This window comes from Mesorhizobium sp. M0293 (genome assembly GCF_040321735.1).
Classification (GTDB): domain Bacteria; phylum Pseudomonadota; class Alphaproteobacteria; order Rhizobiales; family Rhizobiaceae; genus Mesorhizobium.
Genome location: NZ_JAMYSA010000011.1, coordinates 16,617 through 37,394 on the forward strand (window position 1 = coordinate 16,617; position 20,778 = coordinate 37,394).

The following is a 20,778-nucleotide window of genomic DNA, read 5'->3' on the forward strand; positions in this document are numbered from 1 at the left end:
CAGACATGGGCCAACCGCTAGCGTTACGAAGGCGATCGGAGGGGACATGACCGAAATAGCACTGCAGCGTGCGTCTGGGCGCGGCATCTGGGGATGGATGCTGTTCGACTGGGCGGCGCAGCCGTTCTTCACGGTCGTCACCACCTTTATCTTCGGGCCTTACTTCGTCTCGCGCATGGCGAGCGATCCGGAATCCGGCCAGGCGGCCTGGGGTTACGGCATCGCCGCGGCAGGCCTGGTCATCGCCGTGCTGTCGCCGGTCCTCGGCTCGATCGCCGATCAGACCGGCCCACGCAAGCCGTGGATCGCGTTCTTCGCCGCGGTCAAGGTCACCAGCCTTTGCCTGCTTTGGTTCGCGGCCCCCGGTTCGAACCTTTTCCTTGTCGTGTTCTTGTTCTCGCTGGCGTCGGTCGCGGCCGAATTTTCGACCGTGTTCAACGATTCGATGATGCCGCGCCTGGTGCCGAAGAGCGAGATCGGCCGGATTTCCAACATGGCCTGGGGTCTTGGTTATCTCGGCGGGATGATCGCGCTGATCTTCGTGGTCGCCTGCATGGCCGGTTCGCCGGAAACGGGCAAGACGATCATCGGCATCGACCCGCTGTTCGGCCTCGACCCGAAGCTCGGCGAGGACGCCCGGGCCACCGGGCCGCTGTCGGCCGGCTGGTATTTCCTCTTCATCCTGCCGATGTTCTTCTTCACGCCGGACGCCATCAAGGGCATCCCGATCGGGCCGGCGGTGCGAGAGGGGTTGGCGGAGCTGAAAGTAACACTGGGTGAGGTGCGCAAGCGCAGCGGTATCTTTCGCTTCCTCGTCGCCCGCATGATCTATCAGGACGGCGTCAATGCGCTGCTGGCGCTGGGTGGTACATTTGCGGCTGCAATGTTCCATTGGTCGATCACCGAGATCGGCATTTTCGGCATCATTCTCAACGTCGTCGCCATCTTCGGCTGCCTGGCTGCAGCCCGTCTCGACACGGCGCTTGGCTCCAAAACCATCGTGATGATCTCACTGATCCTGCTCAGCATCGCCACGATCGGCATCGTCTCGACCGGACCGGGCTACACTTTGTTCGGCCTCTGGATGATGCCCGGACCAGACAGCGGCGGCCTGTTCGGTACGGCGGCGGAAAAGGCCTACATCTTCTTCGGCCTGTTGATCGGCGTGGCTTTCGGGCCGGTGCAGGCGTCGTCACGGTCCTATATGGCGCGCAGCGTCACAGCCGCCGAATCCGGCCGTTATTTCGGCATTTACGCGCTGGCCGGCAGGGCAACCAGTTTCCTGGCGCCGTTCATGGTCGCGTCCGTCACCCTGGCCAGTGGCTCGGCGCGCCTCGGCATGGCGGTCATCGTGCTGTTCCTTGGGCTCGGCATGGCGATCCTGGTCAACACGCCCTATCCGGCGGACCGGCCAAGCGAATAGCAACAGCGCTTCTTCCTTTTCCGCAAAGGGAAAAGGAAGAACGCTCAATGCCGGAAATGCCTCACGCCAGTAAACACCATGGCGATGCCGTGTTCGTCGGCGGCAGCGATGACGTCCTTGTCGTTCATCGAGCCGCCCGGCTGGATGACGGCGGTGGCGCCGGCGGCGATCGCGGCCAGCAGCCCATCGGCGAAGGGGAAGAAGGCGTCGGAAGCGACGACCGAGCCCTTGGTCAGCGGTTCGGCAAGGCCCGCTGCCTCAGCGGCGTCGAGCGCCTTGCGCGCGGCGATGCGTGAAGAATCGACCCGGCTCATCTGGCCGGCGCCGATGCCGACAGTGGCACCGTCCTTGACATAGACGATGGCGTTGGACTTGACGTGCTTGGCGATGCGGAAGGCGAATTTCAGGTCGGCCATTTCGGCCGATGTCGGCGCGCGCTTGGTCACCACTTTCAGCTCAAGGTCGTCGACGACGGCGTTGTCGCGGGACTGGACGAGCAGGCCGCCGGCGACGGATTTGACCGTCGTGCCTGATGTGCGCGGGTCCGGCAGGCCACCGGTCACCAGCAGACGCAGGTTTTTCTTTGCCGCGACGATTGCTGCTGCCTCGTCGGTCGCGCCGGGCGCGATGATCACCTCGGTGAAGGTCTTGACGATTTTTCCGGCGGCCTCGGCGTCGAGGATGCGATTCATAGCGACGATGCCGCCGAAGGCCGAAACCGGATCGCAGGCCAGCGCCTTGACGTAGGCCGCCTTCAGCGAAGCGCCTTCGGCGACGCCGCACGGGTTGGCGTGCTTGATGATGGCGACGGCGGCTGAGTGGTTTGGATCGAATTCGCCGACCAGTTCGAAGGCGGCGTCGGTGTCGTTGATGTTGTTGTAGGACAGCTGCTTGCCCTGAAGCTGGCGCGCCGTGGCGACGCCCGGCCGCTTGTCGCCATTGACGTAGAAGCCGGCGCTCTGATGCGGGTTCTCGCCGTAGCGCATCACCTCGACCAGCTTGCCGCCGAAGGCGCGCCATGTCGGGTGTTCGATCTCGAGCGCTTCCGCGAACCAGCCGGAGATCGCCGCGTCATAGGTGGCGGTGCGGGCAAAGGCCTTGGCAGCCAGCTTCTTGCGGAAATCCAGCGACAGCGAGCCGATGTTCATCTCCAGCGCGTTCAGCACCGAGGCGTAGTCGCCGGGATCGGTGACAATGGCGACATAGGCATGGTTCTTTGCCGAGGCGCGGATCATTGCCGGTCCGCCGATGTCGATGTTCTCGACGATCGATGCGTAATCGGCGCCGGAGCGGCGGACCTCCTCGAACGGATAGAGATTGGAGACGACGAGATCGATCGGCTCGATGCCGTATTTGCGCATTGCCGCGGAATGCTCCGGATCGTCGCGCACGCCAAGCAGCGCGCCATGCACGCTGGGATGCAAGGTCTTGACGCGGCCATCCATGATCTCGGGAAAACCGGTGAGCTCAGAGACGTCGCGCACCGCCAGGCCCGCTTCGGCGATCGCCTTTGCCGTGCCGCCGGTCGAGACCAACTCGACGCCGGCCGCTGCCAGCGCTTTGGCGAAATCGATGAGCCCGGTCTTGTCGAAAACGGAGAGCAGGGCGCGACGCACCGGAACGAGGTCAGGCGCGGGAATGTTCTTGGCGGCGACGGCCATGGGTGGCGGCCTTTCACGACTGGTGTGATGGATGCCGCGCCCGTAGCACATGCCGCCCGGAAATCAAACCGGCGGTCAGGTAGGCTCAGCTGTTTTCCGGATAACCAGCGATGCTGGTGCGCGTCAGCTGCCAGTGGATTTCGGCGACTTCCGAGGCCTTGAAGGCAAGCACGATCTGGCGGCTGCGGCGCGGGCCGCCGAGACCGGCGAAATAGATCGACTCTTCGACCTCCGGCACCACTTCGGCTGCTGTAAACACCCACGTGTCGGCCTGGTCGGCGGTCATCACCAGGCGATCATGCTCGTCCTGCAGCAAGTTGATGTCGGGGTGGACGTGGAAGCGGACGGTGACGAAGTCGCGGCCGTTGTTGCGGATCGCCGCATTGCCGGGCCGCTGGAAGCGGTCCCTGCCGGCCAGCACATTGCCGTCCGAGGAGAGCTTCAGTTCGCGCTCATGCAGGAAGCCGAAGCGGGGGACATAGCCATCATGGCGGGCGATAAACCCCTGAATGCCCTTCTGGTCGGTGCGCTTGCACTGCACATGCTGCGGGCCGCCGATCAGCGGCGAACCGAGCAGGTCGTTGACGCGCAGCGAATGGCTGAAGCGTGCCGACGAGGTGTCGTTGATGGTGGCGGTCGAGTGCGCGGCAGTGGCTCGCGCCAGCGGCCGGAATTCAGCCGCGCCATAGGTGTCGATGCCGGCATTGACGATGTAGTGCTGGCGGCCGGACGACAGCTCGAAGGCGAGGCAGCTGGCGTGCGCGGCGTTGGACACGTCGATCGGCGGCGGCAGGCCGGTGTCGGCAATGACCGTCACGCCGCCCATCGACAGGCGCTCATAACCGGAATGCGGCGCGTGCAGCAGTGGCGCGCCGGCGGTGTCGTCGTGGCGCAGGATGGTGGCAATGCGGTCGTGGATGGTGGCGCCCATGCCGTTGAAGCGGGCGAGGCTGCCGTCCTGATGGCGGAAGAAGCGCAGCGCCGGCAGCATGCGGTCGATGGCGCCGATCAGCGCCTGCGGCGGCGTCTCCGCCTGATTGGCATAGGTCTGCCGCAGCGGCAGAAGGTCGGCGAGGATTTCCAGGACGACCATCGGATTGCGCGAAATGTGTCCGCCGTCGGCAAGGATCTGGCGGTCGAGTTCCGCGGCAAGGTTGCGGGTCGCGCCACGCAGCGCTGAGGCTGGCGCCGGCAGGGACAAAGCGGCGAAGGCGAGCGCGATACGGGCGCGCAGCCTGTCCTTGCCGTCCGGCATTTCGCGCGCCATCGACCTGAGGTAGCGGATCTGGACGGCGAGCGATTTCAGGAAGGCGCGGTAGAAGGGGAACTCGGCCCCCTGCAACACGACGGAGGAGTGCTGCAGCCAGGCGATGATGCGCTTGGCCGTCGTGCCGGACTCCCAGGCGACGCCGGAAATATGGCTGCCATGCATGACGATCCAGTCGGAAACCAGGGCGCGGGCGTTGGCGGCGGCAAGGTCGGTGGCGGCGGCGCGCATGTGGCGCAGCCAGCGAAAACCGTGCAGCGTTTTCTGCCAGCCGTGATTGGGCACGTTGATCTGGAAAGGCGACTTGCCGCCAGTCTCGACCAGATGCCCCGACAGGGGATAGCGGCCGTAGTAGATCTCGAGTGCGATCTGCGGGTCGGCGAGGCGCAGGTCCGGCGGTGCGATCAGCACACGTTCCGGCGTGCGGCCAAAATAGCGCCAGCGGTAGACCGGCCCGGCACGCAGGCGCCGGCGCGTTTTGCGCCAGAATTCCTTCGCGACAAGCGTCCACAGGCGCGTCGTGCTGCTGGCAGCAACTGCCAAAACCCCTCCTGATCGTCCTCTACCCCGGCACCGAGTTTACATGATTGCTGGACTCGTGCGAAGGCGAATTCCATCGGACGATGCCGGTTCACCCGGTATTGACCCCGATAATCGCCAAAAAAGCCGGTAAATCCGGGCAGTTAAATCAAAGCGCGTCGCGCCCGACCGGTCGGATGCAACGCGCTTCGTCTTTATGTTTTATGCATGTCGTTGTCCCAAAACCGCTGCACATTTTTGGGCGACATGCATTAGCCGGCTCGGCGGATACGAGCCGCGAAGAAGCCATCGAGACCGGAAATCCCGGGCGAACCAAGGTCGAGGTCGGCGGGCGTGGTGCGCAGCGTGCCTTGTGGCGTCAGGAACGGATCGATGCCGGCGATCTCGCCTTGCCGCAGCGGATCGTTGGCTATGTCAGCCGTGCCGCCCAGAAAGGCGTGATAGAGGTCCTCGCCTTCGAGCGGGTCGAGCGAGCAGTTGGAAAAGACGATCCGGCCGCCGGGTTTCACCAGCGTGACGGCGCGGGCGAGCAGCCTGCGTTGCAGGTCGGCGAGTTTTTCGACGTCGGCCGCCGTCTTGGTCCATGGCACGTCGGGATGCCGCCGTACCGTGCCGGTCGACGAGCAGGGCGCGTCGAGGAGAACGGCATCGAACAATTCCTTCGGCTCGTATTTGAGCAAATCGGCCTGGACGATCTCGGCCGACCGGCCGAGGCGGTCGAGATTCTGCGTCAGCCGGGCCAGCCGGTTTTTCGAGGTGTCGACGGCGGTGACCTTGGCGCCGGCGAGAATGAGCTGCGCGGTCTTGCCGCCGGGGGCTGCGCAGAGATCGGCGACGCGCAGTCCCCTGACATCGCCGAACAACCGGGCAGGCAGACTGGCCGCGGCGTCCTGGACCCACCAGGCGCCGTCGGCAAAGCCGGGCAGTTCGGTAACGGGCCCGGCAAGCTTTTCCACCCGAATTGTGCCGGTCGGCAGGACGATGCCGCCCAGCTTTTCGGCCCAAAGCTCGGGATCGGCTTTGACCGAAAAGTCGACTGGCGCCTCAACGCGGTGGGCTTCCAGGATCTGCCTTGCCTTCTCTGGGCCATAGGTGGCCTTCAGCCGCTCGGAAAACCATTTGGGCGCTTCGTCGGTGGCGGCAAGGGCGGCAGGCAGTTCCGTTTCCTTGGCGCGCGCCAAGGTGCGCAGCACGCCGTTGACCAGGCCGGAGAATCGCACCGTGCGCGGATCGGACTTGGCGTGGGTCACAGCGAGGTCGACCGCGGCGCTGTCGGGAATGTCGAGGAACAGGATCTGTGCGGCCGCCACATGCAATATGTGCGACAGCGCGGTGGCGTTGGGCGGCAGCGGCTTCTCCAGGCGCCGCGCCAGCAGCCCCGATATGGTCATGCGATAGCGCAATGCGGTGACCAGAATGGCGCGGACCAGGCCACGGTCGCGCAGGTCGAGCGCCTTGTATTGCGGGTGGCCGTTCTCATGATCGGTCAGCCCGTCAAGCGGTGTCCTGGCATCGATGACGGCGGCAAGCAGGCGCGCCGCCGCCTTGCGGGCGGCAAGGCCGGCAACGAAGTCGCCTGAAACCGTGCGTCGAGGCCCTCGGTCCGCCACGCTCACGACCACCGGCCCTTGGGCCCGGTCGGGTTGCGACCCCATGGGTTGGATTTCGGCTTGGCGGGTTCGGCCGGCTGTTCGGGCTGCGCGGCCTGGTCCCAGGGCCCGGATGGCCGCTGTTCGTCCGCTTGCCGTGGCATCGGGGCCTGGCGCGGGGCGGCCCGGGTTTCGCCGCCTTGCATCTGCTGCGCCATCGCCTGCAGAGCAGCGATGCGGTTTTCTGTGTTCGGGTGTGTGGAAAACAGACTGTCCATGCGCTCGCCGGAAAGAGGATTGATGATGAAGAGATGCGCGGTTGCCGGATTGCGCTCGGCATCGGGGTTGCGGATGCGTTCGGCGCCGCGAGCGATCTTGTCAAGGGCGGATGCCAGCCAGAGCGGGTGTCCACAGATTTCAGCGCCGCGCCGGTCGGCCTCGTATTCGCGGGTCCGGCTGACAGCCATCTGCACGATCATCGCGGCAAAGGGCGCCACGATCATCGCCACCAGCACGCCGACAAAGCCGAACGGGCTGTTGTTGTCGCGGTTGCCGCCAAGGAAGAAGGCGAAGTTGCCGAGCATCGAGATGGCGCCGGCAAAGGTGGCGACGATCGTCATGGTCAGTGTGTCGCGGTGCTGCACATGGGCGAGTTCGTGAGCCATGACAGCTGCGACCTCTTCATGCGTCAAAGCCTGCAACAGACCGGTGGAGGCGGCGACCGCCGCGTTCTGCGGATTGCGACCGGTGGCGAAGGCGTTCGGCTGCGGGTTGTCGATCAGGTAGGTCTTCGGCATCGGCAGGCCAGCCTGTTTGGCCAGCGACTGGACGATAGCATAATATTCGGGCGCGGTCCTTTCGTCGACCTCGACGGCGCGGTTCATCGACAGCACCATCTTGTCGGCGTTCCAGTAGCTGAACAGATTGGTGCCGGCGGCGATCAGCAGCGCGATCATCATGCCGCCCGATCCGCCGATCAAAAAGCCGACACCCATGAACAGCGCCGTCATCGCGGCAAGAAGCATGGCGGTGCGAAGTGTGTTCATCGTCTGCTCCTGTCAAGGTAATGGAGAATAGGGGTCGATCGTCGCGGGTTCATCGCTATATGATGGGAAACGCCAGTTCCTGTTTCAATCCGCTGGAAATATCGCATGAACGACGAAACCAGTAAAATCGATGCCGACCTTGGCCGTGACGTCGAGCCAAAGACGCTGACGCCGGCAGCCAGGCGTGCGCTCGCGGAGGCCGAAGCGAGACGCGTGAAATATCTGGAGAAGGAAGCCACGGCGCCGAAGGAAATCGGCGGCCGCGGCGGGAAGGAGCCCGGTCGCTATGGCGATTGGGAGGTAAAGGGCCTGACCAGCGACTTCTAAGGGTATGTTGATATTCAGGTGATGCCGGTCTGCAAGCCTGACCTGAATCTCAACACACCTTTGGACGGCGTTGCGCTACATCTTTAGGCGGCGTTGCGCTGCGGCTCGAGCGCGATCCAGCCACGCTCGTCAACGGTGATGCCGATCGTCTCGTAGCCAGCGATCGCGGCATGCTGTGTTGGCAACGGAAGCTTATGCGTGGCGTTGATGACCATGACAGCCGCCCCCGCCGCCTCGGCTGCGATGATGCCAGCCGGAGCATCCTCGAACACGAGACGGTCGCGCGCATCGAAGCCGAGCCGGTCCGCGCCAAGCCGGAAGCAATCGGGCGCCGGCTTGCCGCGGGAAACATCTTCCGCCGCGACGAGAACGGCCGGGACAGGGATGCCGGCAGCCTTCATGCGCAACAACGCCAGTTCACGTGGCGCGGAGGTCACGATCGCCCAGCGCTCGGGCGGCAGCGCGTTGAGAAGCGCCACGGCGCCGGCGATCTGGAGAATGCCGTCCAGATCGGCCGCCTCGGCCTTTAGCAGCAATTCAGCCTCGCGCGCCGGATCGACGCCTGGGAGTGCCAGGCCGGTGATGGTCTCGATTGCCCGCACGCCATGGATCGTCGGCAGGAAGGCGGCGACGTCGAGGCCTTGGCGGCGTGCCCAATCGCTCCACACTCGCTCCGCGGAGGCGATGGAATTGATGAGCGTGCCGTCCATATCGAAGAGGAAGGCCGCGAATTTTCTGCCTGCGTACATGGTTTTCCTTGAGTAAGGGGGTGCTTGTGGCGGTCGCCGAACCTAACGTCGCGGCGTCCTTATGGGAAGGCGTGAGGGGTCACCTTTTCGATGGTCCCTCCGGAATGTTGGCATAGCTAACTCCTCCAATCAGCCGGCTGAACATTGCGCGAATCGGTAGCTGGGTTGCTCGGCAATAGGAAGGGCCGGGGGCCTTGCTCCGCCGGACTCCTCCCCTAATTGCTTGCGTGGGCGCCTTACTCGCGAGTTCGCCTTTGGGGGCAGCGGCGGTTGCGCCGTTCTGACTGCATGCCGCGGAAAGACGGTCAGACCGGCACACCTATGGAGGTCGTCGTGCGTCAATCCCGTGGATCCAGCTGGGCATTTCTCGTAGTCGCTTGCTCGATCGCGGTAGCCTGCGCAAGTACTGCAGCCGGCGGCCAGAACGGCCGAGGGCAAGGCGCTGGCGGCCATCATGGTGACAATGGTGGCGGAAGCCACGGCGCTGGCAGCCATCGCAGCGAAGGCCGCAATAGCGGTCCGCACGAAGGGCTTAGCGGCGAGCCCAGCCCCAGCCCCAGCAGTAGTTCCCCGGTGGACGACGGCGAGACCAGCGCCACTACAACGACCGTAGAGGCGCCAACTACGGCCAGTACCGTCCCGTCCGCAGACCGCGGACGGTCGCTCGGCCTCCCGCCCACCCTACAGCCTTCCAACGACAGCAACAATTCATTGACGGTCAGTCCAATCGCAGCGCTGCCGGGCGTCCCAGATGAAGTCGTTCGCGCCTGCCATGATGCAGTCGAGTCGGCTGCCGCCCCGTTCGGTGCGACCAGTGTGCGCGTCAGCAGCGCAGGTTTCATACAGCGCCCGAGCCCAGATACGATCTCGGCTCCCATTGAGGTCAGCATCGACTATGTGCGGCAAGGCAACGTAGAGACGCGGCGGGCGCCGATTCAATGCGAATTGAATGCGACAGGCAGCGTGATCGGACTGACATAGCGCATCGCGCAGACTCCTCGCCGAGGGGAGCAGGACGAATTCGAAAGAGATGATTCATCCCGGCCTAACGGAGGGCGCGAGGCTATGACCTCAATAATCGGGGCCTTAAAGAGGGATCGCGCAGTCGTTTTGGAAATCACTCCAATGTCGTCTGTATCGGCCTGAGCGAATAGGGAAGTGTGATAGAACGCACGCGGGTCGTCCGGGACGGATTGCGAACCTTGCTGCGTGCAGTCTTCTGGCTGACAGCCTTCACTTGGCCGGTCGCGGCTGCTGCGCGGGCAGAACGCGGCCTCGGCGACGGTTCGACCTGCGCGCTGGGGCGCTCAGTCCTGAGCCTGTCATTGTCGGCACGCGCGGTGGCTAGGTCGCGGGCAAGAGAAGCAGCGGCTTCGCGTTGCTTGTCCAGAGCCGTCTTCAAGCCGGCGACCCCTGCCACGAGTGCTCGGGCGGCGTCGCGCTCGCGGCGAGTTCTGTCGAGATCCTCATGGATCGAGACTGCTGCAGCGCGTTCTCGTGCCAGAGCCTGCGCCGTCTCGGCTGCAGTCTGTTCGGCACGCTGTCTCGCTTTGACAGCAGCGGTCCGTTCCTGCTCAGCCGCGTCCGCGCGCTCCACGAGCGCGGCATTGGACAGTTCGACTTTGGCGAGATCGCCACGAAGGTCCGCAGACTTCCGGCGCTCGTCATCGAGCATTCCGCTCGCTTGCGCCAGCGAAACCTTGGCCTTGGTGCGATCCTTGGCGGTCTCGATCTCAAGCTGTTCGATTTGCGCCCGCGCTCGCGATAGCTCGCGCGCCAGCCACTCCGTTCGCTGACGCTCCAGATGAGCAGCGGGCATCTCCACAAAAACATAGTTGGCGGTCTCGCGCAGCAGCGTGCGGGCATCTCCCGCAATGCGTCGAAGTGCGTCAAGGGTTCGAGCTGCCGCGAGTTCGTTGCGCAATCGCTCCTCGCGTGCGTTGTCGGCGGCTGCCATGGTTGCCCTCAGCGCGTCGATCGGCTTGCTTGACGCGAGGAGCGCTTTCTGCAGAGCGGCGCTCCTTGCGCGCTCGCCTTCCGCCGCCCCCTGCTCCTGGCGGGCCAATTCCCTGGCAGCGGCTGCTTGAGCACGAACTGCCCCGACTTGCGCCCGAGCTACCCTAAGATCCGGATTGAGCAATTCGACATTCGTGCGCCCGTCTCCCTGGGCTGGTCTATGCATGCCTAGCGCAGCACTCGCCGGAAGCTCGAAGGATCGCGAAGGTTCCGGATGGGCGGAGCCTTGCGCCTGCGAAATGGCGGGGGCTCTTTCGATCCAGTTTTGTCTCGTCATCGCATAGCCAAGCGGCACGGCCAGACAGATTGCGGCGACGCCCAAACGGAGTACAAGACCGATCGGCCTGGGAACGTGAGAGGGTGAGGCCGTCGCGGTGGTCACTGACGAGCGCTCGCAAGCTTCGGAACTTGCGTCGAAATGTTCGACCCGCACCCCGAACTGACGGTAATTGGCATTCTGAGGCCGAACATTCAGGTCTGCCGTGTCTGAGAGAGCTGCAACCTGAGAAGAAGATGCACGCCCGGTTGCAGGGTCGACCGGGCATTGCCAGTCCCAAGAAGCCTCCCCGGGAGGATAAGGGATGCCTTCGCTCAGGTCGGCATCTGGTTTTATGCGACGCCTTTGCACTCCGATAGCGATGCGCCGGAGCACAAGATAGATGCCCACTGATGCAAGTATTGCTATCCCGCCCAGGACGGCGATATCTACCTCGTTTGCGTAAATCTCAGCAAGATTTGGCATTGGCGTGCCCTTGCGGTCTTGGGTGTATTCTTAAGCTCGTGAAGCGGTGTTTTGGCCCTCACCTTGGCGCTGGCTAAGCTTTGGATCGCTCGCGAAGTTGTCACTTGCTTCGAGGTCCCGCCAGCGCAGTGCCTCTGCATCTCAACGTTCCGAGAAATCTCACACGGTGCGTACCGTTCCACCATTTCCGGCTGTGGACGGTCCATCCTGAACTCTAAGCTAGGTCACAGGGCTCCACGGTCAACCGTCACCATATTCATAACAGCGGCACCCATAAGCGAAGAAATTCATGCTTGGCGGACACCTTATGACGCGCCGCGCCAAAGCCTGACGTTCACACAGTTACCTATTTCATCGGCTACGCCCGATCGCCGCGCAGAATAGAGCAAAATGCTCGAGAACATGTTCGTCAGGCCGGCCGTCAGGCAATTACGACCGATTATTGGATTTCAGCAGCGCCATCACCGGCACTTTAGTTCTTCGTGCCGTCGGCGACATTCCTCGAAATACTGCGACGCGGTCACCTCGACCGCTGGCGCGGCCTCGTCGGGCGGACCTCATTCCAAGTCTTGGTCAGTAGGTTCGCCACCGAATATGAAAGCATACGAGGAAAATGGTTGGGTGAACCATTCGCTAGCTGGCTGTTTTTGTTGAAAAGGCGACGTCCCAAGGGAACCACAGCCCGTTCTGTCGCGTTTCAACAAACTGCTTTCCGCGATAATCGAGGGGGACTGCGATGCTGATCCGGCTCGGCTACGAAATCGCCATCGAATGCATAGCAGGCACTCCGGTGATTTCGGTGCTCGAGATACACAAGGACAGGCAAGCCGACATCAAGCGGCAGACGCGGGTGCTGACATCGCCTACCGTGCCGACCAGACTCTACCACGATCTGCACGGCAATGCCTGCCGCCGCTTCACGGCGCCAGCCGGGAGCTTTCGCATCCTCTACGATGCGGTCGTCGAGGACAGCGGCGAGACGGATGAGGTCAACGCGCTGGCCAGGGAAGTGCCGGTGGCGGACCTGCCCGACGAGGTGCTCGGTTATCTCCTGGGCAGCCGCTATTGCGAGACAGACCATCTCAGTGACCTGGCCTGGCAACTGTTCGGCCATCTCCCGCCCGGCTGGGCGCGGGTGCAGGCGATCGTCGACTATGTCCACAACCGGCTGTCGTTCGGCTATGGCTATGCGCGCCCGACCCGCACCGCGGCGCAGGCGCATGAGGAGCGCGTCGGCGTCTGCCGCGACTACGCCCATCTGGCGATCACGCTGTGCCGCTGCATGAACATTCCTGCGCGCTATGTGAACGGCTATCTCGGCGACATCGGCGTGCCGATCGATCCGGCGCCGATGGATTTCTCGGCATGGCTGGAAGTGTTCCTCGACGGCAAGTGGTACACGTTCGATCCCCGCCACAACAGGCCGAGGATCGGCCGCGTCGTCATCGCGCGCGGCCGCGACGCCACCGACGTGCCGCTGCTGCACAGCTTCGGCCCGCACCGGCTCAGCCTGTTCAAGGTGTGGACCTACGAACAGGAAGGCAATCTGTTCAACCCGCCCTATCACGGCATCGACAGGACCGTCAGCGCGCAGATGCTGGCCTAGTCGCGAGGCCTACCGACGCAACTGTTCCAGAAACATGATCCGCTTCGGCACACAGGCCCTGTGCCGCAACAGGACGTCGTTGAGCTTTCTTCGATTGCTTCGTCTTGAGCATGGTAACCAGCTCGTAAACGCAGCCGCGGCGGCGTTTTTCTGTTTACCAGTCATTCACCTTCGCAAAGGACGAAATCAAGCAAAAACAATGTATTGCTGAAGGGCGGCGTGCTTTCGGCGGCCAAACGGCGTCATCCGGCTGGAATCCTGCATTGCCTTGTCTGCGGCGACGAGGCCGAGGCAAGCGGAGGCTGTAGGATGCGGAATTACGGGGGTCTTGTTCACGCGGTCGGCGTTTTCGCCAGAGATCGCGGTGGAAATTTCGCAGTCCTGTTCGGCCTTGCTGCCTCGGTCTTGGCGCTGGGCGTTGGCTTTTCCGTCAACGTCTCGCAGCTGTACAATGCCAGATCGAGCCTCCAGGGCGTGGTCGACGCCGCGGTCACGTCGACGGCGCGCGACCTGACGACCGGTGCCATCAAGGAAGCCGATGCCAACAATTCGGTGAAGGCTTTTCTCGACGCCAACGATACCGCCGGAATTCTACAAGCTGGCCAAGTCGTCCTTGACCGGCTGATCGTCGACAAGACCGCCAAGACGGTCCAAGTGGATGCCCATGTCGATGTTGCCTTGTTCTTCCCGATTTTCGGCATGAGCGATACGAGACGCGTCGCCGCCACGACGACATCGCTTTATTCGGACAAGACCATCGAAGTGGCGATGATGCTCGATGTGACCGGATCCATGGCCGGCCAAAAAATCAAAGACCTGAGGACCGCCGCGGCCAATGCGGTGGACAGCTTCCTGGGCGGCCAGGCTCCGAGCAAGCCACGGGTCCGCGTTTCGATCGTGCCCTATGCCAATTCGGTCAATGCCGGTCAGCTTGCGGCCAGCAGCGTCTATGTCGAAACCAACGCCAGCCAGCGCAAACAGGCGCCTGGCAATACAAGCGCTCAGCTTGCTTCGGCATCGCCGCGCCCGGACAATTGCGCCACCGAACGCAAGGGCGCCGATCAATATTCCGACGCGGGTCCTGATTCCAGCATGGTCAATCGCGACTATCTGCTGTCGGGCTTTGCCGCGAACACACGCACGGCCGCTTGCCCGGTCGCAGCGCTCGTGCCTTTGACAGCCGACGCCGCCACGCTCAAAAATGTCATCAAGGATCTTGTCGCTTCGGGCGGCACGGCCGGCCATATCGGCGTCCAATGGACCTGGTACATGCTCTCGGAAAGCTGGGGCAGCGTGCTTAATGCTTCGCAGCGACCAGCCCAGGCCGACCCGAAGAAAGTTGGCAAGTACGCGATCCTCATGACGGACGGCGAATTCAACCTGTCCTATTTCGATGCGAGCAACGTCGACGGGGTTTATAATGATGCGGGCAAAGAAACGACCCGCATGGCGGCGACGAAACTCTGCGCCGCCATGCGCGACAAAGGCATAGAGATATTCACGATCGGTTTCAAACTCGACGAGGCCAATGCAGCCACGACACTGCAGACCTGTGCCAGCCCCGATACCGGTTCGGTCAAGCACTTCTACCAAGCTGCCAGCGGTATCGAATTGGATGCGGCCTTTCAGACGATCGCCCGCAACATAGAAACCCTAGCACTGACGAAGTAGGGCTCGACCCAAACGGAAAAGGCCGCCTCTTCTTTCGAAGCCGACGGCCTTCCGTGTTTCCGTCCGTGGCGCGGCCCATGGCGGCGACCTATCAGGTCACCCGCCGCGCATTTCGCGCCTTAACGGGAAGACTGCTTCCCGAAAGTGCAATCCGCTGAGGCCACGTTCTGGAAAACGAAATCACTCGACATCGGATCACCTCCTTTCGATTCGTTGAACACCCCACAATGATGGGGTGCATTGCAGCAAAAGACAAGGTGCAGGTCTGAAATTAGCCAACGGGCGAGCCGGCTTGCGATTGCCAGGCCGGCCGGGCAAACTCCTGCCCGGGGCCAGCATTCGGGAGGAATCGCATGGAGGCAGCCGAAAAGGCCGCTCGCATCGTTCGAACGGTGATCGAAACATTGAAGCCAGGCTTTGCGGTCAGGCTGTGGACCGGGGAGCGGATCGGCCCCGCCACTGGTCCGGTACTCACCATCAACGACCAGGACATCGTCTGGCAGATCGTGAAGCGACCGTCCCTGTCGACGCTGATCGAGATGTGGATTTCCAAGACCGTCGACATCGAAGAGGGATCACTGTTCGATTTCTATGCCTTGCCTTCGCAAGGTAAACTCAGGACGAAGCTGAAGACATTGCCGAAGCTGGCGATCCTGCGTGACCTGCCGTCGGTGCTGTTTTCAAGGAAACAGATGACGGCGCGGACCGATCTTTCGGGACGCAATCCCTTCGTCAGCGGTTCGAGCCAGGAAGCGATCCAGCATCACTATGACATTTCGAACGCTTTCTATCGGCTCTTCCTCGACGAGCGCATGGTCTATAGCTGCGGCTACTTCAAGGATTCCGCCAACAGCATCGATCAAGCGCAGATCGACAAGCTCGACCATATCTGTCGCAAGCTCCGGCTGAAGCCCGGAGAAAGACTGCTCGATATCGGCTGTGGCTGGGGAGCGATGCTCATCCATGCCGTGAAGAACTATGGCGTCATCGGCCATGGTGTCTCGCTGTCGGAGGCGCAGACCAATCTTGCCCGTGAGCGCATCCGCGCGGAAGGGCTGGAGGATCGCATCACCATCGAGATAAAATCCTATGCCGAACTCTCCGGCTCGTTCGACAAGATATCGTCAATCGGCATGTTCGAGCATCTCGGCCTTGCCAACCATGCCGCCTATTTCTCGACCGTCCATCGCCTGCTCAAACCGGGCGGCATTTATCTGCATCACGCCATCACAAGGCGCAGCAAGGGCGATATGAAAAAAACCTTGCGCAAGGGGCCGGAATACAAGGCGCTGATCAAATACATCTTCCCCGGCGGCGAACTCGATACCATCGGCATGACGCTCGGCAATCTCGAGGCGCACGGTTTTCTCGTCTATGATGTCGAGAACCTGCGCGAGCACTATGCCCGCACCTGCAAGCTGTGGGCCGAGCGCCTGCACGCACGCTTTGGTGAAGCAATCGCCGAGGTGGGCGAACCGAGGGCACGCCTGTGGCTGCTTTACCTGACCGGCTGTTCGATCACCTTCGAACGCGCCTCGGCACAGATTTTCCAGACCGTCGTCACCAAGCGGGCGCGTGGCCCGAGCGGCCTGCCGCCGACGCGAGCGGATCTGTACCGATAGCTTACAGGAAGCGCATCGTGTCGCCGACCTCGACGCCGGCCGGCCGATCGACCGTGCAATAGACGCCGAGATTGTGCGCGTTGTGTCGAACCAGATTGCGCAGGATCGCCGGATCGTGGTCGAAGCCATCCTGGGCGATGATGGTGAAGCCGCAGCGGCGGCACGGCTCGGAGATGGTCAGCAGGAGATCACCGACGGCAAGCTTGCGGCCGATCCATTCCGTCTCCGGAAACGACCCTTCGATTGCCTCCATCTCGACGACGATGTTGGGGCGGAAGCGGCGTGGGTCGGCGGCCCCTTCCGGATGCAGCGCCTTCAGGCGTGCCAGCGACGCCGTGGTCAGAAGATGGATCGGGGCCTTGCGATAGCGTTCCACCGTCAGCGGGCCGGAATAGCCAGAGGCGGCGTTCTCCCGGCGAAACGGCCGGATCGAGACCCCGAAGCCAAGATAGGCCGACGCCGCGCGGTCGCTCTCGATACCCGGCGCAGCCAGCCAATCGCCGTCCGGGACGGCGATCTCGAGTTCGCGGGCAGAAGACAGCCGGGTCCGGATGCGCGGCACCTTGTGCCATTTCGCCTCGCGATCCGGTCGTGCGATTTCATTGTCGGACACGTCAACAAGGCCGAACAGGCGGTCGCCGTCGATGCTTTCCGAGCCGACAAGGATCGCATCGAGCCGCTCGCCGGCGAGCGAACTCGCCGGATAGCGCCAGAGCTCGGTGACGGAACCCAGTGCAGTCCTGGTTTGCATCAAGCCTTCTTATTCTGCCGGTTGGCGATCAGGTCGTCGACGACAGCCGGGTCAGCCAGCGTCGAGGTGTCGCCGAGTGCCGAAAAATCATCCTCGGCGATCTTGCGCAGGATGCGGCGCATGATCTTGCCCGAGCGCGTCTTCGGCAGGCCGGGCGCGAACTGGATCTTGTCGGGCGAAGCGATGGCGCCGATCTCCTTGCGGACATGGGCGATCAGCTCCTTGCGTAATTCCTCGCTCGGCTGTTCGCCGGCCATCAGCGTAACATAGCAGTATATGCCCTGGCCCTTGATGTCGTGCGGATAGCCGACGACGGCGGCTTCCGAGACCTTATCGTGGCTGACCAGTGCGGATTCGACTTCCGCCGTGCCCATGCGATGGCCGGAGACGTTGATGACGTCGTCGACGCGGCCGGTGATCCAGTAGTAGCCGTCGGCGTCGCGGCGGCAGCCGTCGCCGGTGAAGTACTTGCCCTTGTAGGTCGAAAAATAGGTCTGCATGAAGCGATCATGGTCGCCATAGACGGTGCGCATCTGGCCGGGCCAGGAATCGGCGATGCAGAGATTGCCGTCAGAGGCACCCTCCAGCACCCTGCCTTCGCCGTCGACCAGCTGCGGCTTGATGCCGAAGAAGGGCCGCGTCGCCGAACCTGCCTTGAGGTCAGTGGCGCCCGGCAGCGGCGTGATCAGGATGCCGCCGGTCTCGGTCTGCCACCATGTGTCGACGATCGGCACCTTGCCGTTGCCGACGATGTTGAAATACCACTCCCAGGCTTCCGGATTGATCGGTTCGCCGACCGAACCCAGCACGCGCAGCGACTTGCGCGACGTCTTCGTGACATGCGCGTCGCCGGCGCCCATCAGGGCGCGCAGCGCCGTCGGCGCGGTGTAGAAGATGTTGACCTTGTGCTTGTCGATGACGTCCCAGAAGCGCGACTGCGACGGATAGTTCGGCACGCCTTCGAACATCAGCGTGGTGCCGCCGTTGGCGAGCGGGCCGTAGACGATGTAGCTGTGGCCGGTCACCCAGCCGACATCGGCGGTGCACCAGTAGATGTCGCCGTCATGGTAGTCGAAGACATATTGGTGCGTCATCGAGACGTAGACGAGATAGCCGGCGGTGGTGTGCAGCACGCCCTTCGGCTTGCCGGTCGAGCCCGACGTGTAGAGGATGAACAGCGGATCCTCGGCCTTCATCTTCTCCGGCTTGCACTCAGGCCTAACCGTCGCGACCTCGTCATGGTACCAGACGTCGCGTCCGGCCACCCAGCCGGTCTTGCCGCCGGTGCGGCGCACGACCACCACCTTTTCGACTTTCGTCCCGGCTTTCGCGGCGATCTCGATCGCCTTGTCGGTGTTTTCCTTCAACGGGATCGGCTTGCCGCCACGCAGCCCCTCGTCGGCGGTGATGACGAAGGTCGACTTGCAATCGTCGATGCGACCGGCCAGCGCATCCGGCGAAAAACCGCCGAAGACGATGGAGTGGATGGCGCCGATGCGCGTGCAGGCCAGCATCGCATAGGCGGCTTCCGGGATCATCGGCATGTAGATGGTGACGCGGTCGCCCTTCTTGACGCCGTGCTTCTTCATCACATTGGCGAGCCGGCAGACATGCTCGTAGAGCTCGTTGTAGGTGATCTTCTTGTCGTCGTACGGATTGTCGCCTTCCCAGACGATGGCCGTCTGGTTGCCACGCTTCTTCAGGTGCCGGTCGATGCAGTTGACCGAGACGTTGGTCAGCCCGTCCTCGAACCATTTGATCGAGACCTTGCCGTCGAAGGAGGTGTTCTTGACCTTGCTGTAGGGCTTGAACCAGTCGATGCGCTTGCCGTGCTTGCCCCAGAACTTGTCCGGGTTCTTGACGCTGTCGGCATACCATTTCAGGTAGGTTTCATTGTCGATCAGCGCATTTTTCTTCCACGCCGGCTGGACGCGATGGACATGAACCTCGGACATTTCTTCACTTTCCTCCCAAACCGATCCGCCGGCTTGAAACGCCAGCGGGATCGCGGCAAAGCTGCCGCGAATTCGGCGGCATTATTACCAGTTCGTCCGTCATCGCAACATTAGACGTTGGATTCGCGCGGCGGGATGCCGCAGGTGTTTCCCCGGCAGCGCATGACCCCGAAAATCGGATTCGATTTTCGGAAGGGATCATGCGCCAAATCAAAAATGCTATTGCGTCTTTACGCGTCCAAGGGGACGCACGGCACTGTCGTGTCAGCACTCAAGCCGGCTCGCTGCTAACTGCATGTTTTCGCGCGGAAAACCCGTTCTCGATCAGGAAAAATCAATAGACAGTTAAGCAACGGCGCGCACACTCTGACGTTGGGAGGAAGGGAGACTCAACCAGGGACCGCCCAAGGGGGACTGCCATGCGCGACCATTCCGAAATGGACCTGATGCTCAAAGGCTATGGCCTGACCACGGCCAAGATTCTCTATCATTTTCCGGACCACCCGCATCTGCTGCAGAGCTTCATCTGGCAGGATTACGATCTGGCGCCGAAGTTTCCGGTGCTGATCAAGTTCATCGAATTCTGGAGAGCAGAGCTCGACGGGCCACTGCATTCGATCAGCTACACGCACCAGAAGCTGATCGCGCCGAACGAATGGCGCAAGGTCGACGGCGAGTTCGTGCTGCACTGAGGGACTGGCACAGCCGATCTCCCCCGCAAGGGGAGATCGGCAGCTTCAGCACCAGCGCTCACACCGCTGGCGGGTTGAGCCGGGCGAAACCTTTCTGGCGGCGATAGGGGAAATACGGGTAGGGCGCGGTGACTTCGCTCGCCGCGTCTAGCTTTTTCATCTGCTCCGGGGTCAAATTCCAGCCAATGGCGCCGAGGTTCTGGCGCAGTTGCTCCTCGTTGCGGGCGCCGATGATGACGGATGATACGGTCGGGCGCTGCAGCAGCCAGTTGATGGCGATCTGCGGCACGGTCTTGCCGGTTTCCTGGGCCACCGCGTCCAGAGCATCCATGACCCTATAGAGATGCTCGTCCTCGACCGGCGGCCCGAAGCTCGCTGTGTCGTGCAGCCGGCTCTTTTCGGGCAAAGGCTGGCCGCGGCGGATCTTGCCGGTCAGGCGGCCCCATCCGAGCGGGCTCCACACCAGCGCGCCGACGCCCTGGTCGAGACCGAGCGGCATCAGTTCCCACTCATAGTCTCGGCCGACCAGCGAGTAGTAGACCTGATGCGCGACATAGCGCGGATGGCCGTGCTTGCCGGCTTCTCCCAGCGACTTCATCACTTGCCAGCCGGAAAAGTTGGAGACGCCGACATAACGCAGCTTGCCTGCGCGTACGAGTACGTCCAGCGTCGACAGAACCTCCTCGACAGGCGTACCTGCATCGAAGGCATGCATCTGCAAAAGGTCGATGTAGTCGGTGCAGAGGCGCCTCAGCGCATCGTCCACGGATTTGATCAGCCGTGAACGCGACGAGCCGTAATCGGCAGGGCCGTCGCCCATCGGCAGCGAGGTCTTGGTCGAGATCAGCACGGCGTCGCGGCGGCCTTTTATGGCTTCGCCAAGCACCTCTTCCGACGCGCCGTTCGAATAGACGTCGGCGGTGTCGAATAAATTGACGCCAGCCTCCAGGCAGATGTCGATCAGCCGCCGCGCTTCCCTGGCATCGCTGTTGCCCCAGGCGCTGAACAGCGGGCCGGAACCGCCAAAGGTTCCCGCGCCAAATGAGAGTGCCGGCACTTTCAGGCCCGATGCACCGAGACGTCGATAGTCCATTTTTTTAGCTCCTGGTGGTGTGGAAGAA

Annotated in this window: 15 protein-coding genes; 6 read left to right on the forward strand and 9 right to left on the reverse strand. The window is 62.8% G+C overall.

The window, feature by feature from the left end; translation table 11 throughout:
• The first annotated feature begins 46 nt into the window (after positions 1–46).
• Positions 47–1,423, forward strand: a complete 1,377-nt coding sequence (locus NKJ06_RS06820; RefSeq protein WP_352632919.1) for an MFS transporter — start codon at positions 47–49, stop codon at positions 1,421–1,423.
• A 44-nt stretch (positions 1,424–1,467) separates the two neighbouring features.
• On the opposite strand, the gene purH is transcribed toward NKJ06_RS06820, so the two are convergent.
• The 4 genes from purH to htpX form a co-directional block, all read right to left on the reverse strand.
• The gene (purH, locus tag NKJ06_RS06825) at positions 1,468–3,084 is read right to left on the reverse strand and encodes a bifunctional phosphoribosylaminoimidazolecarboxamide formyltransferase/IMP cyclohydrolase (RefSeq protein ID WP_352809445.1); all 1,617 of its coding nucleotides are present in this window, start codon (positions 3,082–3,084) and stop codon (positions 1,468–1,470) included.
• A gap of 85 nt (positions 3,085–3,169) precedes the next feature.
• Positions 3,170–4,894 (reverse strand): heparinase II/III family protein, encoded by a 1,725-nt coding sequence (locus tag NKJ06_RS06830; RefSeq protein ID WP_352809447.1) that lies wholly within the window; start codon positions 4,892–4,894, stop codon positions 3,170–3,172.
• 248 nt (positions 4,895–5,142) lie between these two features.
• Entirely contained in the window at positions 5,143–6,546 is a 1,404-nt protein-coding gene (locus tag NKJ06_RS06835) for an RsmB/NOP family class I SAM-dependent RNA methyltransferase (RefSeq protein ID WP_502905588.1), read from the reverse strand.
• A complete protein-coding gene (htpX, locus tag NKJ06_RS06840) occupies positions 6,504–7,526 on the reverse strand; it encodes a zinc metalloprotease HtpX (RefSeq protein WP_352809451.1) in 1,023 nt (340 codons plus the stop codon). The genes NKJ06_RS06835 and htpX overlap by 43 nt, the downstream gene beginning before the upstream one ends.
• A 105-nt stretch (positions 7,527–7,631) precedes the next feature.
• Between htpX and NKJ06_RS06845 the strand changes: the two genes are divergently transcribed.
• Complete coding sequence (locus NKJ06_RS06845) at positions 7,632–7,853, forward strand: DUF1674 domain-containing protein (protein WP_352809453.1); 222 nt, start codon at positions 7,632–7,634, stop codon at positions 7,851–7,853.
• Positions 7,854–7,936: 83 nt separating this feature from the next.
• Here NKJ06_RS06845 and NKJ06_RS06850 read toward each other — a convergent pair whose 3' ends face one another.
• Both NKJ06_RS06850 and NKJ06_RS06855 read right to left on the reverse strand, forming a co-directional pair.
• On the reverse strand, positions 7,937–8,602 hold the full coding sequence (locus NKJ06_RS06850; protein WP_352809455.1) for an HAD-IA family hydrolase: 666 nt from the start codon (positions 8,600–8,602) through the stop codon (positions 7,937–7,939).
• Positions 8,603–9,719: 1,117 nt separating this feature from the next.
• A complete protein-coding gene (locus NKJ06_RS06855; RefSeq protein ID WP_352809457.1) occupies positions 9,720–10,559 on the reverse strand; it encodes a coiled-coil domain-containing protein in 840 nt (279 codons plus the stop codon).
• A 1,537-nt stretch (positions 10,560–12,096) separates the two neighbouring features.
• On the opposite strand from NKJ06_RS06855, the gene NKJ06_RS06860 reads away from it, so the two are divergent.
• The 3 genes from NKJ06_RS06860 to NKJ06_RS06870 all read left to right on the forward strand — a co-directional run bounded on the left by NKJ06_RS06860 (position 12,097) and on the right by NKJ06_RS06870 (position 16,259).
• Positions 12,097–12,966, forward strand: coding sequence for a transglutaminase-like domain-containing protein (locus tag NKJ06_RS06860; RefSeq protein WP_352632911.1), 870 nt, complete (start codon positions 12,097–12,099; stop codon positions 12,964–12,966).
• Between the two features lie 309 nt (positions 12,967–13,275).
• Positions 13,276–14,637: a pilus assembly protein TadG-related protein gene (locus NKJ06_RS06865; RefSeq protein WP_352632910.1), complete on the forward strand. Its 1,362-nt coding sequence runs from the start codon at positions 13,276–13,278 to the stop codon at positions 14,635–14,637.
• Positions 14,638–14,990: 353 nt separating this feature from the next.
• Positions 14,991–16,259, forward strand: coding sequence for a class I SAM-dependent methyltransferase (locus NKJ06_RS06870; RefSeq protein ID WP_352632909.1), 1,269 nt, complete (start codon positions 14,991–14,993; stop codon positions 16,257–16,259).
• Position 16,260: 1 nt separating this feature from the next.
• Here NKJ06_RS06870 and NKJ06_RS06875 read toward each other — a convergent pair whose 3' ends face one another.
• Both NKJ06_RS06875 and acs read right to left on the reverse strand, forming a co-directional pair.
• Positions 16,261–17,010, reverse strand: coding sequence for an MOSC domain-containing protein (locus NKJ06_RS06875; RefSeq protein WP_352632908.1), 750 nt, complete (start codon positions 17,008–17,010; stop codon positions 16,261–16,263).
• Positions 17,010–18,965, reverse strand: a complete 1,956-nt coding sequence (acs, locus tag NKJ06_RS06880) for an acetate--CoA ligase (RefSeq protein WP_352632907.1) — start codon at positions 18,963–18,965, stop codon at positions 17,010–17,012. The genes NKJ06_RS06875 and acs overlap by 1 nt, the downstream gene beginning before the upstream one ends.
• Positions 18,966–19,384: 419 nt before the next feature.
• On the opposite strand from acs, the gene NKJ06_RS06885 reads away from it, so the two are divergent.
• Positions 19,385–19,657, forward strand: a complete 273-nt coding sequence (locus NKJ06_RS06885; protein WP_352632906.1) for an usg protein — start codon at positions 19,385–19,387, stop codon at positions 19,655–19,657.
• Between the two features lie 58 nt (positions 19,658–19,715).
• On the opposite strand, the gene NKJ06_RS06890 is transcribed toward NKJ06_RS06885, so the two are convergent.
• The gene (locus NKJ06_RS06890) at positions 19,716–20,750 is read right to left on the reverse strand and encodes an aldo/keto reductase (protein ID WP_352632905.1); all 1,035 of its coding nucleotides are present in this window, start codon (positions 20,748–20,750) and stop codon (positions 19,716–19,718) included.
• Between the last annotated feature and the right edge of the window lie 28 nt (positions 20,751–20,778).

What these genes read in the sequence shown, in the direction of transcription:
- NKJ06_RS06820 (WP_352632919.1), top strand. Translation starts at nt 47, where the DNA reads ATGACCGAAATAGCACTGCAGCGTGCGTCTGGGCGCGGCATCTGGGGA.
- purH (WP_352809445.1), bottom strand. Translation starts at nt 3,084, where the DNA reads ATGGCCGTCGCCGCCAAGAACATTCCCGCGCCTGACCTCGTTCCGGTG.
- NKJ06_RS06835 (WP_502905588.1), bottom strand. Translation starts at nt 6,546, where the DNA reads ATGGGGTCGCAACCCGACCGGGCCCAAGGGCCGGTGGTCGTGAGCGTG.
- htpX (WP_352809451.1), bottom strand. Translation starts at nt 7,526, where the DNA reads ATGAACACACTTCGCACCGCCATGCTTCTTGCCGCGATGACGGCGCTG.
- NKJ06_RS06845 (WP_352809453.1), top strand. Translation starts at nt 7,632, where the DNA reads ATGAACGACGAAACCAGTAAAATCGATGCCGACCTTGGCCGTGACGTC.
- NKJ06_RS06850 (WP_352809455.1), bottom strand. Translation starts at nt 8,602, where the DNA reads ATGTACGCAGGCAGAAAATTCGCGGCCTTCCTCTTCGATATGGACGGC.
- NKJ06_RS06855 (WP_352809457.1), bottom strand. Translation starts at nt 10,559, where the DNA reads ATGGCAGCCGCCGACAACGCACGCGAGGAGCGATTGCGCAACGAACTC.
- NKJ06_RS06860 (WP_352632911.1), top strand. Translation starts at nt 12,097, where the DNA reads ATGCTGATCCGGCTCGGCTACGAAATCGCCATCGAATGCATAGCAGGC.
- NKJ06_RS06865 (WP_352632910.1), top strand. Translation starts at nt 13,276, where the DNA reads ATGCGGAATTACGGGGGTCTTGTTCACGCGGTCGGCGTTTTCGCCAGA.
- NKJ06_RS06870 (WP_352632909.1), top strand. Translation starts at nt 14,991, where the DNA reads ATGGAGGCAGCCGAAAAGGCCGCTCGCATCGTTCGAACGGTGATCGAA.
- NKJ06_RS06875 (WP_352632908.1), bottom strand. Translation starts at nt 17,010, where the DNA reads ATGCAAACCAGGACTGCACTGGGTTCCGTCACCGAGCTCTGGCGCTAT.
- acs (WP_352632907.1), bottom strand. Translation starts at nt 18,965, where the DNA reads ATGTCCGAGGTTCATGTCCATCGCGTCCAGCCGGCGTGGAAGAAAAAT.
- NKJ06_RS06885 (WP_352632906.1), top strand. Translation starts at nt 19,385, where the DNA reads ATGCGCGACCATTCCGAAATGGACCTGATGCTCAAAGGCTATGGCCTG.
- NKJ06_RS06890 (WP_352632905.1), bottom strand. Translation starts at nt 20,750, where the DNA reads ATGGACTATCGACGTCTCGGTGCATCGGGCCTGAAAGTGCCGGCACTC.